Here is a 13180-nt window from a genome sequence, read left to right as displayed (position 1 = left end):
TGGTCAGGCCGCGATCCACACGTATCCGTCCTCGACCCGCGACGGATACGCGCTCACCGACTGCTCGGGCGCTTCGAGGCATTCGCCGGTGCGCAGGTCGAAATGCTGCTTGTACAGCGGCGACGCGACGACGACGCGCTCGCCGAGGCTGCCGATCAGCCCGCGCGACATCACGGCCGCCTGCGACACGGGATCGACGTTGTCGATCGCGAACACGCCGCCGTCGGCGTGCGCGACGTGAAACACCGCGACCTGCTCGCCGTTGACGAGTGCGCACACGCCGGTGTTCGGCACGATGTCGTCGAGCGGGCACACGCGGGTCCAGGACAGCGGAAGACGATCGTTCATGATGGGCTCCTTGGAGAAGACGCTGGTGTCGGTCAGGGTCAGACGGTTGCGGATTCGGTCACGGCCTGCGTCGCGCTTTCGGCGACGACGGGAATCGTCACGGGCTTGCCGCGCACGCGCTCGTCGGGCGTCGCGGGGCGAATCTGGCCGCGCGTCTCGACGAACGCGATGTTCGCGTCCGGCGCATCGCTGTTCACGAAGTGGCGGAAGCGCTTGCGCGTGTCGGGATCGGTGACGGCCTTCTTCCATTCGCACTCGTAGGTGTCGACCACATGCTGCATGTCGGCTTCGAGTTCGGCCGCGATCCCGAGCTTGTCGTGCACGACCACGTCGGTCAGGTAGTCGAGCCCGCCTTCGAGGTTGTCGCGCCATACGCTCGTGCGCTGCAGGCGGTCGGCCGTGCGCACGTAGAACATCAGGAAGCGGTCGATGTAGCGCATCAGCGTGTCGCGATCGAGATCGGACGCGAGCAGCTCCGCGTGGCGCGGCTTCATCCCGCCGTTGCCGCACACGTACAGGTTCCAGCCCTTCTCGGTCGCGATTATGCCGACGTCCTTGCCCTGCGCTTCCGCGCACTCGCGCGTGCAGCCCGACACGCCGAACTTGATCTTGTGCGGCGCGCGCAAGCCTTTGTAGCGGTTCTCGAGGTCGATCGCGAGGCCGACCGAATCGTCGACGCCGTAGCGGCACCACGTCGAGCCGACGCACGACTTCACGGTGCGCAGCGCCTTGCCGTACGCATGCCCCGATTCGAAGCCGGCCGCGATCAGCTCTTCCCAGATCGACGGCAGCTGCTCGACGCGCGCACCGAACAGGTCGACGCGCTGGCCGCCGGTGATCTTCGTATAGAGCCCGTACTTCTGCGCGACCTGGCCGACCGCGATCAGCCCTTGCGGCGTGACCTCGCCGCCCGGCATGCGCGGCACGACCGAATACGTGCCGTCGCGCTGGATGTTCGCGAGATAGTAGTCGTTCGAATCCTGCAGCCCCGCATGCTCCTTCTTCAGCACGAACTCGTTGAAGCACGACGCGAGGATGCCCGCGACCGCCGGCTTGCACACGTCGCAGCCGAGCCCGCGGCCGTGCTTCGAGAGCAGTTCGTCGAACGTCGTGATGCCTTCGACGCGGACCAGATGAAACAGCTCCTGGCGCGAATGCGGGAAGTGCTCGCAGATATGGTTGTTGACCGCGAGGCCTTGCTTCTTCATCTCGGCCTTCATGATCTGCGTGACGAGCGGCACGCAGCCGCCGCACGACGTGCCGGCGCCCGTGCACGACTTCAGCGCGCCGAGGCTGGTCGCGCCGTCGGCGACCGCCGTGCAGATCTGCGACTTCGACACGTTGTTGCACGAGCAGATCTGGGCGCCGTCCGGCAGCGCGTCGACGCCGATCGCCGGCTTCGCCGCGCCGTCCGACGACGGCAGGATCAGGAATTCGGGCGACTCGGGCAGCTCGATGCGGTTCAGCATCATCTGCAGCAGCGTGCCGTATTCCGCCGCGTCGCCGACCATCACCGCGCCGTGCAGGAACTTGCCGCAGTCGGACACCACGAGCTTCTTGTAGACCTGCCGGCGCTCGTCCGCGTACTGGTACGTGCGGCTGCCGGCCGTCGTGCCGTGCGCGTCGCCGATGCTCGCGACGTCGACGCCCATCAGCTTCAGCTTCGTGCTCATGTCGGCGCCCGCGAACGCGGGTGCCTCGTTCGTGTCGCTGCCCAGCTGCTTCGCGACCACGCGCGCCATGTCGTAGCCGGGCGCGACGAGGCCGTACACCATGCCGTTCCACGCCGCGCATTCGCCGATCGCGTAGATGTCGGCGTCGCTGGTGCGGCATGCGTCGTCGATCGCGACGCCGCCGCGCGGGCCGATGTCGAGCCCACATGCCCGCGCCAGCTCGTCGCGCGCGCGGATGCCGGCCGAGAACACGATCATGTCGGCATCGAGGTGCGTGCCGTCGGCGAACGCCATCCGGTGCGTGCCATCTTCGCCGTCGACGATCTCGAGCGTGTTCTTGCCCGTATGCACGGTCACGCCGAGCGCCTCGATCTTCGCGCGCAGCATCCGGCCGCCGCCGTCGTCGACCTGCACGGCCATCAGGCGCGGCGCGAATTCGACGACGTGCGTGTCGAGCCCCATGTCGCGCAGCGCCTTCGCGCATTCGAGGCCGAGCAGCCCGCCGCCGACCACGACGCCGCGCTTCGCGTGCGTGCCGCACGCCTGCATCGCTTCGAGATCCTCGATCGTCCGATACACGAAGCAGCCGGCGCGTTCGTGCCCCGGCATCGGCGGCACGAACGGGCGCGAGCCCGTCGCGAGCACCAGCTTGTCGTACGCGAGCGTTTCGCCCGACGCGAGCGTGACCGTATGCGCGGCGCGGTCGATCGATGCGACGCGCGCATTCAGGCGCAGGTCGAACTGCGGATGGCGCTCGAAGAAACCGGGTTCGACGAGCGACAGGTCGTCCGCCGACTTGCCCGCGAAGAATTCGGACAGGTGCACGCGATCGTAGGCCGGGCGCGGCTCCTCGCCGAGCACGGTGACCTGCAGCGCGCCCGTCGTGCCCGCTTCCGCCGCGACGCATTCGAGGAGCTTGTGGCCGACCATGCCGTGGCCGATGACGATGAGTTTCATGATGACGTTTCCTTCGGTCGATCAGTTCGCGGCGCTGCCTGCGGCCAGCGCGCGGTCGCGCAGCTCGGCCTCGCGTGCCTTGTGTTCTTCGCTGAAGCGCACGGCCATCGCGCACAGCGCGGTCGCGGTGACGGCCAGGCCCAGCAGGCTCAGCGTGTGCTGCACGTCGCCGACGCCCTTCAGCAGGAAGCTCGCGGCGACCGCGCCGACGTTGCCGCCGGCGCCGACGATCCCCGCCACGCCGCCGAGCGCCTTGCGGTCGATGAACGGCACCAGCGCGTAGGTCGCGCCGCAGGCCATGTGCGTGAAGAGGCCGAAGGTCAGCATCGCGAAGAGCGCGATGCCGACGCTTTGCGCATGCGAGAACCAGATCAGCCCGAGCCCTTCGCCGATGATCAGCGCGCACAGCAGCGTCGCGCGCACGTCGAGGCTGCGCCGCGCGGCGATCTTGTCGGACAGCCAGCCGCCGAGCGCGCGGGCGAACAGCGCGAGCAGCCCGAACATGCCGACCGCGAAACCCGCGTCCTTCAGCGACAGGCTGAAGTGATCGACGTAGTACAGCGCGGCGATGTTGTGGATGAACACCTCGACGCCGAAGCACGCGCCGTACGTGACGAACAGCATCCACACGCGATAGTTGCCGCACGCGGCGAAGAAGCTCGCCCAGCCGCCCTTCTTGCCGCTGTCGATCGTCACGCCTTCCTTGCGCAGCGCGACGAAGTCGCCTTGCGGGCAATCCTGCGTGAAGCGCCAGTACGCCCACGCCATCACGAGCATCGCGACGCCCGGCACGACCAGCGCGATGCGCCACGACGAGCCTTCGCCGAAACCTAGCATCAGGCCTGCGGCGACCAGCAGCGGCATCAGCGCCTGCGTCGCGCCCGCGCCCGCATTGCCCCAGCCGGCCGTCGTCGCGTTCGCGGTGCCGACCACGTTCGGCGCGAACATCACCGACGTGTGGTACTGCGTGATCACGAAGCCCGCGCCGATCGCGCCGATGCCGAGCCGGCAGATCAGGAACGACCAGTAGTCATGCGAAAACGATACGGCGAACACGGGAATCGCGCCGAGCAGCAGCAGGCCGGCATAGATGCGGCGCGGGCCGAAGCGGTCGCACAGCGGGCCGACGAGCAGCCGCACGGCGATCGTCGCGGCCACCGCGGCGATGTTGATGTTGGCGACCTGTGCCGCCGTCAGATGAAATTCGCGCGCGATGAGCGGCATCAGCGGCGCGCATGCGAACCACGCGAAGAAGCACACGAAAAACGCCATCCACGTCAGGTGGAACGCGCGCATCGGCGCGGTGCGGAGGCTGAAGAGATCGATACGGGTAGCTTTGTCGGTCATGTCATCCGCCAAACGAAAAACGGCGTCCTGCGCACCCGGTCTCGTCGAGACCCGATGCGTAGGACGCCGTTGCCCATGAAGCCCGTTGCCGGGCGCGTATGTATTCGGTACTGCGGACGAATCGCCATTGACGCGTCCGAACCAGCTTACGCAAACGCCGTGCCATGTTGGTCCGAATCGTGCCGGCAGCCCCGCCGCGCAAGGCTCGCCGGCCAGCATGCGCCGCGCTCCGGCACACGGCGCGCGATGCGCCGCGATGCAGCGAGGCACAGATGTGGTGCGCTGCAGCACTGTCGCCGTGCGACATTGCGGTGCGCGCTGACGGGGCACGATGCACGCCGATGCGGCATCGCGTCTCTTCGCGCGCTGCGCCCGCATTCATGCACGCGGCCGTCGCGCCGCGCTCCCGCCGCGCATCGCGCCGGTTGGCCCGGATATTGCTGAACCTCGTGCATCACACCGGCAACGGCGCCGGTGGGCAGTCCCCGCAAAACCATGCCCGTCGATCACGGCGGGCCCGTCAGGACAACGGCGTCCCTCCCGTGCGCGGCACGGCCGGATACCGGTATGTTTCGACCGCCCGCCGCCGTCGCGCAGACAACGCGCTATCGACGGCCGCACGCACGCGGCACTGGAACACGACATGACGACAGGCAAAGTCACCTTGCTGGGCGCCGGCCCCGGCGACCTCGATCTCCTCACGCTGAAGGCCGTGAAAGCACTGGCTGCCGCCGACGTGCTGCTGCTCGACGACCTCGTCGCACCCGGCATCGCCGAACTCGCACCGCAGGCGCGCGTGATCCGCGTCGGCAAGCGCGGCGGCTGCCGCTCCACGCCGCAGGCGTTCATCGAGCGGCTGATGCGCCGCTACGCGCTGCGCGGCGCGCACGTGGTGCGCGTGAAGGGCGGCGACGCGCTGCTGTTCGGGCGCGCCGGCGAAGAGCTCGCGACGCTGCGCGCCGCCGCGATTCCGGTCGAGATCGTCAATGGCATCTCGTCGGGATTCGCGGCTGCCGCGAGCCTCGGCATCTCGCTCACGCACCGCGAGCACTGCCAGGGCGTCACGTTCGTCACCGCGCACCGCCAGGACCACGGCGAACCCGACTGGTCGCGACTCGCGGCAACCGGCACCACGCTCGCGATCTACATGGGGATGAGCCGTGTCGACAGCATTGCGGCGGGCCTGCTCGCCGCGCTGCCGGCGTCGACGCCGGCAGCGGCCGTGCAATGGGCCGGCACGCCCGACGAACGCCGCTGGACCGGCACGCTCGGCAATCTCGCGAGCGGTATCAACGAAGCGCGGCTCGGCAGCCCGGCCGTGATTCTCGTCGGCGGCGCGATCGGCGAGGCGGCCGTGCAGCACGAGGATGCCGCGCGCGACGCGGCGCTGGTCCGGGCTGCGTAGCATGCGCTGCATCACGCGGCGCCTGCCGCCAGCCTCTTCCGAATCCATTGGCCGCGTTCGCGCCGGCCGCCGGTCGCGCACGCGCGGTATCGGAACCGCGTCCCGACTCGGCCGTCACATGCCGTCCGCACGTCGCGCCGACCTTCTGCCGCTCCCGCTCGCCTCATGAGTTCGTCCGCCCTGTCCACCCGCCTGCGCGTGCTGCTCGTCACCGACACCGACAAGCCGATCGGCGAACTCGGCGACGCACTCGCGCGCCTCGGCTACGAGATGCTGAACGACGTCGCGACGCCCGCGCGCCTGCCGGCGGCCGTCGAGGAACAGCGCCCCGACGTCGTGATCATCGATACCGATTCGCCGTCGCGCGACACGCTCGAGCAGCTCGCGGTAATGAACGCGACCGCGCCGCGCCCCGTGCTGATGTTCAGCCACGACGGCGACCAGGCGCTGATCCGCGCGGCGGTCGGCGCGGGCGTCAGCGCGTATCTCGTCGAAGGATTGTCGGCCGAGCGCCTCGCACCGATTCTCGAAGTCGCGCTCGCGCGCTTCTCGCACGACGATGCGCTGCGCCGCCGGCTCGCCGATGTCGAGCGCGAACTCGCGGAGCGCAAGCTGATCGACCGCGCGAAACGCGTGCTGATGGACCAGCGCAGGCTGTCCGAGCACGATGCGTATGCGGCGCTGCGCAAGCGCGCGATGGATCAGGGCCTGCGCATCGTCGACGTCGCGCGGCAGTTGCTCGACGCGTCACCTCAATGAATACCATGAACACTTCCCCTCCCGCTGCGCCGGAACGCGCGCATCTTCGCCTCGGGTTCGTCGCACTCAGCGACGCGGCTCCGCTGATCGTCGCGCAGCGCCTGAACCTCGGCGCGCCGCACGGCCTGACGCTCGAACTGAACCGCCAGCCGTCGTGGGCCGCCGTGCGCGACAAGTTGCTGAGCGGCGAGCTCGATGCCGCGCACGCGCTGTACGGGCTCGTCTGCGGGCTGCAGCTCGGCATCGGCGGTCCGCAGGCGGACATGGCCGCGTTGATGGTGCTGAACCGCAACGGCCAGGCCATCTCGTTCTCGCGCGGCCTCGCGGACGCGTACCGCGAGAGCGGCAGCGTGCGCGACGCGCTCGCGACGCTCGGCCGCAAGCCGCTGCTCGCGCAGACGTTCCCGACCGGCACGCACGCGATGTGGCTGAACCACTGGCTCGCGTCGCACGGCGTCGATCCGCTGCGCGACGTGCGCAGCGTCGTGATCCCGCCGCCCGAGATGGTCGCCGCGCTCGCGAGCGGCGAGCTCGACGGCTTCTGCGCGGGCGAACCGTGGCACGCGGTAGCCGAGGCCTGCGGGGCGGGCCGCACCGTCGCCGTCACGAGCGAGATCTGGCCCGATCATCCGGAGAAGGTGCTCGCGGCCAGGCGCGACTTCGTCTCGCTGTATCCGGCCACCGCACGCGCGCTGATTCGCACGCTGATCGACGCGTGCGCGTGGCTCGACAACGCCGCGCATCGCCGCGAGGCGGCCGACTGGCTCGCGTCGCCCGACGCGATCGGCGTGCCGGCGCGGCTGATCGCGCCGCGCCTGCTCGGCGACTACGGCGCGGGGCCATTCGCGGAGCCGCCGCTGCCGATCCGCTTCCACGACGGCGGCGCCGTGAACCGGCCCGATCCGCTCGACGGCCGGTGGTTCCTCGCCCAATACCGGCGCTGGGGCATGCTCGACGGTTCGCACGACGACGCGGCGATCGCCGCGGCGATCGCGCAGACCGCGTTGTATGATGCTGCGGTCGCCGAAGGCGGCGCAGCGGGCTCGTCGCAAGCGTGATGCGCGCCATGTGATGCAGTTGGCGCGCGCTCAGGAGCCGCGCCACGCCGATCCTGGCCACCCGGCGGCTGCCGGCATGCGCCGCCCGGACGCACCGCATTGCCACTCCGCCCCCGATCCGAATCGATGCCCAAACGAACGCGCGCGCCGCTCGACGTGCTGCTCACCGAAATCCGCGCGTGCCGTGCATGCGAAGCCGAGCTGCCGCTCGGCCCGCGGCCGGTCGTGCGCGCGCATCGCGACGCGCAGATCCTGATCGTCGGGCAGGCGCCGGGCGCGCGCGTCCATGCAAGCGGCATCCCGTGGGACGACGCGAGCGGCAAGCGGCTGCGCGGCTGGCTCGATGTCGATGCCGATACCTTCTACGACGAGACCCGCTTCGCGATCGTGCCGATGGGTTTCTGCTACCCGGGCCGCGGCGCGAGCGGCGACAACCCGCCGCGCCCCGAATGCGCGCAACTGTGGATCGACCGGCTGGTCGCCGAGTTGCCGTCGGTCCGGCTGACGCTGCTGATCGGCCAGTATGCGCAGCGCCATTTCCTGCGCGACACGCGCAAGGCGACGCTGACCGACACCGTGCACGCATGGCGCGACTACGGCCCCGGCGTGCTGCCGCTGCCGCATCCGTCGCCGCGCAACCAGGCGTGGTTCAAGCACCATCCGTGGTTCGACGCCGAAGTCGTGCCCGAGCTGCGCCGCCGGGTCGCGCCGCTGGTTGCCGGTTGATCGCCCGGCCCGGCCCATCCCCGCCGCGCCCGGTTCGCTGTACCATCGCGGCTCAACCGCGTCACGAACCGCAGAATCCTTCATGCCATCCACCGCCCCGCCGCGCCTGTACGGGATGCCCGAACGCAGCGACCGGCTCGACTTCTACATCCGCGACCAGGCGTCGCGCCAGGCGATCACCGAACCGCACCGGCACGCGTATTTCCAGATCCAGTTCAACCTCGGCGGCGACACCGAGCAGCGGATCGGCGGCGTCACGCGGCCGTTTCCGCGCGGCGCGCTCGCGTTCGTGCTGCCGCACCGCGAGCACCTGATCCCGCATCCGGAAGGCGCGCACTTCATCGTGATCAACTTCAGCCAGGCGTTCCTGCGCGCCGATCTCGACGTCGATCCGCTCGACCTCGAGGACGTGCCCGCGCACCGCTTTCCCGAGCTGACGCCGTTCCGCTTCCAGGAACATCTGGACTTCATCCTGACCGGCGACACGTACGACGAAGCGCGCCGCCTCGCGCTGTGCATGCTCGACACCGATCGCGTGCGCACCTTCGGCTCGACCACGCTGCTGCGCGGCTACCTGCTGCAGCTGATCGGGCTCGTCTGCACGCAGTACGCGGGTGCGCTCGACAAGCTCGCGCAGCGCGGCGCCCAGCGCGCGGGCCGGCGCGATGCGCTCGCGCGCGTGCTGCGGCACGTGCGTGCGAACCTGACCCGCGAGGACCTGACGCTCGCCGCGACCGCCGAGGCCGCGTTCCTGTCGCCGAACTACCTCGCGCACCTGGTCCGCAAGGAAACCGGCAGCACGTTCACCGATCTCGTGACCGAGCGCCGGATCGCGCTCGCGCAATCGCTGCTGGCCCATACGAGCCGGCGCATCGCGGACATCGCGCGCTCGGTCGGCTTTCGCGACGAAGGGTATTTCGCGCGGCGCTTCCGCGCGCGGGTCGGCGTGTCGCCGAAGGCGTACCGCGACGCGAACGCCGCGTTGCCGGACGGCGACGACGCACCCGCAACCGCCGACGCGTAGTTTTGTCCCGGTAAAACGCAGTTGCGTCGCATCCGGCCGCACGCGCGTCGGGTATCGTTGCACGCATGCCGGCCCGTGCGCCGCACGGGCGCCGGCATCCGTCTACCCACCGAACGAGGCCATCCGATGTCCGCCTATGTCATCGACGCTGCCGAGCGTCCTTCCGTCGAAGTCGAACAGTCGTCCGCGCGCTTTCCGGTGCGCCGCGTGTTCTGCGTCGGCCGCAACTACGCCGACCACGCCCGCGAAATGGGCGCCGATCCCGACCGCGAGCCGCCGTTCTTCTTCACGAAGCCGGCCGACGCGATCGTCCCGGCACGCGGCACCGTCCCGTATCCGCCGCTGACGAGCGACCTCCATCACGAAATCGAGCTGGTCGTCGCCATCGGCAAGGACGGCCGGTCGATCGCCCCGGCCGACGCACTGTCGCACGTATGGGGCTACGGCGTCGGCGTCGACCTCACGCGCCGCGACCTGCAGGCCGAAGCGAAGAAGCTGAGCCGTCCGTGGGACTGGGCGAAGGGTTTCGACGCGTCGGGCCCCGTGACCGCGCTGCGCGCGGCGACGGCCACCGGCCATCCGGCCGCCGGCCGCATCTGGCTCGCGGTCAACGGCGAAACGCGCCAGCAAGGCGATCTCGCCGACATGATCTGGGCCGTGCCCGACGTCATAGCGTACGTGTCGCGCTCGGTCGAGCTGAAAGCCGGCGACCTGATCTTCACCGGCACGCCGGCCGGCGTCGGCGCGCTGCAGCCGGGCGACCGCGTGACGGGCGGCGTCGACGGCGTCGCGTCGTTCGAGTTCGTCGTGGGCGCGAAGCCGTAACGAAGCAGGCACGGCGGCCGTCCGTCCGGCGGCCACCGAGCGATCACGAATCCGCTCGGTCGTACCGGCGCAGGAATTTGTCGGCGACGGCCGGCGGATTCAGCGTTTTCGCCGATTCGTTTTCCAGTGCCTCGGCTGCGTCGTCGTCGCTGATCGACACGAACAGCGTGATGGTTTCCCTGGCTTCGCCCGTACCGAACAGGCCGTCGCGATCGAGCAGCCGCAACGCCTCGATCATGTCGGCATGGAGTTGCCGGGAGAACTCCGGGAACCTCGACCGGACAAACGTCGGGCTCAGCACTTCGTCGGCCAGCTTGCCGCAGATCGCGTTGAACGGCGACGCTTCCGCCGCCGCGTACGCCCATTCGGGACAGCCCCACACGTACCACGGGCCCGGATCGTCGTCCGCAACCGCCTGTTGCGCGCGGACCCGGCTCAGCCCTTCGACCGAATTGGCCGCCGGCACCACCGTCATCGCGCCGCTGTCCGTATAAAGCGCGAACGCGTAGAAATGCTCGTCCGGGTGCAACGCCCGCAGCGCCTTGAACGTCGCCCTCGCGGCGTCGGCGATTTCCCGCTGGAAATCAGAAAAGTCGATCATCGCATCCTCGCCCAGTCGCCCTTCGCGCTCGCCGGGGAATTCGGCTCGCGGATGGTTCGTCGTCTCCCTGGATTCGAAGAATTGTCCGCCAATCGCGCGCGATACGGTAGCGGGCCGCACCCGCGTTCACCGCCCGGCGTCCCGCGCATCGAACACGCGCACGCAGACGGCGGCCGCCAGCGCAATCGCCGCCGACAGCAGCATCATCGCGAGCGGCACATAGCCCGCGTTGCCGGCGGTCAGCACCGCGCCCGTCAACGAAGACAGCGCGGCGCCGCCGGCGATCGTCATCGCACCGGCCAGCCCCGACGCGCTGCCCGCCAGCTCCGGCCGCACCGACACCGCACCGGCATGCGCACCGGGATTGGTCAGCCCGTTGCCGATGCCGACCAGCACGCACGGCCCGAACCACGCGATCGCATGCGTCGCGCCGCCGAACACCAGCGCGAGGCCGATCAGCGGCCCCGCGCACGCGACGACACGCCCGCACAGGATCGTCGTCGCCAGCGCGTAGCGGCGTGCGAAACGCGCGGCCAGAAAGCTGCCGCACACGAAACCGGCGGTGATCGTCCCCATGTAGAAACCGATCTCCGCCGGCACGATGCCGAACAGCGTTTTCGCGGCGAGCGGCGCGCCGGCCAGGAACGCGTAGAACGAGCCCGTCGAAAACGCCATGCAAAGCGCATAGGCCCAGAAACGGCGTGCGCGGAGCAGCGCCGGATACGCGCGAAGCTGCCGCCCGAGACTCGACGACCGGTTCGTGTGCGTCTCGACGAGATCGAGCGCGCACCAGCCGAACAACGCGATGCCGGCCGCGCCGAGCAACCAGAAGCTCGCGCGCCAGCCCACCGTCTGATCGAGCACGCCGCCGAGCGTCGGGCCGAGCATCGGCGCGAACGCGGCCGCCATCGCCGCATAGCCGATCCGGCTCGCCGCGCGGCTGCCGCCGCCGGTGTCGCGGATCGTCGCCATCGACACCGGATAGACCGACGTGATCGCCGCCTGCATCAGCCGGCACGCGAGAAACACGCGGATATCGGTCGCCATCGCGCAGCCGAGCGAGCCAAGCGCGAACACGCCGACGCTCGTCAGCACGATCGGCCTTCGTCCGAACCGGTCCGACAGCGGCCCCATCACGAACTCGAGCGACGCGGCCACCGCCGCGTACCCGCCGAGCGAAAGCGCGACGAGCGCATAGTCGGCGCGCAGGTCGCGCGCGATCGCCGGCAGCGACGGCAGGAACAGGCTCAGCGGCAGCACCGAGAACGCGCACAGCAGGATCAGCGTCGCGTGTCGCGGCGATGCCGCAGCGGAATCGATCGGCAGGTTCGGTTGCAAGCGAATGCCCTCTGCGCACGCGCCGCAAGGCCGTGCGCAATGCAAAAAAGTTCTTAGCAGATTTCCGGGGAGCTCGAGAAAGACCGTCTGCGTTGGCCAAAAGCAGTCAGTCGACATATGGGCCTCATTCGTCGACAATACCAGAACGTTTTGCTCACGTCAGCGAGCAACCTTGACTTTGGAAGCAGCTAAATAGATGCCACAAACGATCTACTGTTGGCGCTGCAAGATTGATGTGCCGATGCTCACGGAAGACGAATGGCTATTGGTCAATCCCGAAACGGTGTTCGAGCAAATCAAACAGTATCGGAAAGAAACAGGGGTAATTTTAGCGGAGGCCTATCAGATCAATAAGGGTCTTCCAGATCCAGCGGCCTATGAACGGATTACGGGATTCCGTGAAACCAATGCGTATGCGTTGATGTATCACCAACTCAAGCTATATGGTCCTGCGCACTGCTCGCAGCAAAACCGCTTCGGACGCCAATTGTGAGCCTTTGTACCGTGTGTGGTGCATGGCTAGAAAACTGAGTCAGATCTATCACGAAGGGAGGCACATTGAGCAACATAAGTGCAACGTTCCATATCTCAACCGACGTCGCCGAGCCGAAGTTTCGTGGTGTGCGTAGCGGGTACGCACCTCATCACAAGTTATCGTTTGTTGACTATCTGTTCAGTGGACACCATTCCTACGTAGACAATGACCTGCACTACCCGGGAGAAACCCTGAAAGCTGACATTGCATTCGCGAGTTGGGCACAACTTTCCGCACACGTAAAAATCGGACAGAGGATTGAGGTTCTCGAACTTGAGCGGGCGGTGGGCTATCTGATTGTCAACGATATTTATGATCACCAAGGCTGAGTGCGCCACAAGTGCGAATGATCGCTATCCTGCAACTCGAGGGTCAGCTCCGGGTTGAATCCGCAAGAAAGATCGTTGTCTCCTATGGGTCGATCTGCGCCGGTCGTGCGTTGCTGGGCGGCAGCCGGCGGCGATCGGCCAGAAGCTGACACTCGACGCACATGGATGGATCGTTGACAATGTAGCTTCCCGACCGTCGGCGTATCAGGATGACCTCATACCGTATTCGACTCCGTGAGCATGTGCTGTCTGACG

Annotated in this window: 12 protein-coding genes; 7 read left to right on the top strand and 5 right to left on the bottom strand. The window is 68.5% G+C overall.

The features are described 5' to 3' along the window. Positions 1-3: 3 nt before the first annotated feature. Genes nirD through DM992_RS32225 form a run of 3 tightly spaced genes read right to left on the bottom strand, consistent with a single transcriptional unit; the run spans position 4 to position 4325 of the window. Positions 4-348 (bottom strand): nitrite reductase small subunit NirD, encoded by a 345-nt coding sequence (gene nirD, locus DM992_RS32235; protein WP_034180211.1) that lies wholly within the window; start codon positions 346-348, stop codon positions 4-6. 38 nt (positions 349-386) lie between these two features. Continuing rightward, positions 387-2978 (bottom strand): nitrite reductase large subunit NirB, encoded by a 2592-nt coding sequence (gene nirB, locus DM992_RS32230; RefSeq protein ID WP_111020148.1) that lies wholly within the window; start codon positions 2976-2978, stop codon positions 387-389. Between the two features lie 21 nt (positions 2979-2999). Beyond that, positions 3000-4325 carry an MFS transporter gene (locus tag DM992_RS32225; RefSeq protein WP_111020147.1) on the bottom strand — a complete coding sequence of 442 codons (1326 nt, stop codon included), beginning with the start codon at positions 4323-4325 and terminating at the stop codon, positions 3000-3002. A 643-nt stretch (positions 4326-4968) separates the two neighbouring features. Between DM992_RS32225 and cobA the strand changes: the two genes are divergently transcribed. The 6 genes from cobA (at position 4969) to DM992_RS32190 (ending at position 10122) form a co-directional block, all read left to right on the top strand. Continuing rightward, positions 4969-5730: a uroporphyrinogen-III C-methyltransferase gene (cobA, locus tag DM992_RS32215; protein ID WP_111020146.1), complete on the top strand. Its 762-nt coding sequence runs from the start codon at positions 4969-4971 to the stop codon at positions 5728-5730. Between the two features lie 165 nt (positions 5731-5895). Further along, positions 5896-6489 (top strand): ANTAR domain-containing protein, encoded by a 594-nt coding sequence (locus tag DM992_RS32210; protein ID WP_111020145.1) that lies wholly within the window; start codon positions 5896-5898, stop codon positions 6487-6489. Positions 6490-6494: 5 nt separating this feature from the next. After that, positions 6495-7547 carry a CmpA/NrtA family ABC transporter substrate-binding protein gene (locus DM992_RS32205; RefSeq protein WP_111020144.1) on the top strand — a complete coding sequence of 351 codons (1053 nt, stop codon included), beginning with the start codon at positions 6495-6497 and terminating at the stop codon, positions 7545-7547. 126 nt (positions 7548-7673) lie between these two features. Further along, positions 7674-8273: a uracil-DNA glycosylase family protein gene (locus tag DM992_RS32200; protein ID WP_111020143.1), complete on the top strand. Its 600-nt coding sequence runs from the start codon at positions 7674-7676 to the stop codon at positions 8271-8273. A gap of 82 nt (positions 8274-8355) precedes the next feature. Continuing rightward, positions 8356-9297, top strand: a complete 942-nt coding sequence (locus DM992_RS32195; protein ID WP_089452764.1) for a helix-turn-helix transcriptional regulator — start codon at positions 8356-8358, stop codon at positions 9295-9297. A gap of 126 nt (positions 9298-9423) precedes the next feature. Next, on the top strand, positions 9424-10122 hold the full coding sequence (locus DM992_RS32190) for a fumarylacetoacetate hydrolase family protein (protein ID WP_111020142.1): 699 nt from the start codon (positions 9424-9426) through the stop codon (positions 10120-10122). A gap of 43 nt (positions 10123-10165) precedes the next feature. Here the strand turns inward: DM992_RS32190 and DM992_RS32185 are convergent, their stop codons facing one another. Together DM992_RS32185 and DM992_RS32180 are read right to left on the bottom strand one after the other, a co-directional pair. Beyond that, positions 10166-10723: a DUF4303 domain-containing protein gene (locus tag DM992_RS32185; protein ID WP_111020516.1), complete on the bottom strand. Its 558-nt coding sequence runs from the start codon at positions 10721-10723 to the stop codon at positions 10166-10168. Between the two features lie 126 nt (positions 10724-10849). Beyond that, entirely contained in the window at positions 10850-12061 is a 1212-nt protein-coding gene (locus tag DM992_RS32180; protein WP_111020141.1) for an MFS transporter, read from the bottom strand. Positions 12062-12257: 196 nt separating this feature from the next. On the opposite strand from DM992_RS32180, the gene DM992_RS41945 reads away from it, so the two are divergent. Beyond that, a complete protein-coding gene (locus DM992_RS41945) occupies positions 12258-12554 on the top strand; it encodes a hypothetical protein (RefSeq protein ID WP_162631778.1) in 297 nt (98 codons plus the stop codon). The last annotated feature ends 626 nt before the right edge of the window (positions 12555-13180 follow it).

The organism is Burkholderia sp. JP2-270 (genome assembly GCF_003233675.1).
GTDB classification, from domain to species: domain Bacteria; phylum Pseudomonadota; class Gammaproteobacteria; order Burkholderiales; family Burkholderiaceae; genus Burkholderia; species Burkholderia pyrrocinia_C.
Note: the sequence above shows the minus strand (reverse complement) of the source record. Positions and strands in the feature narration are given on the sequence as shown.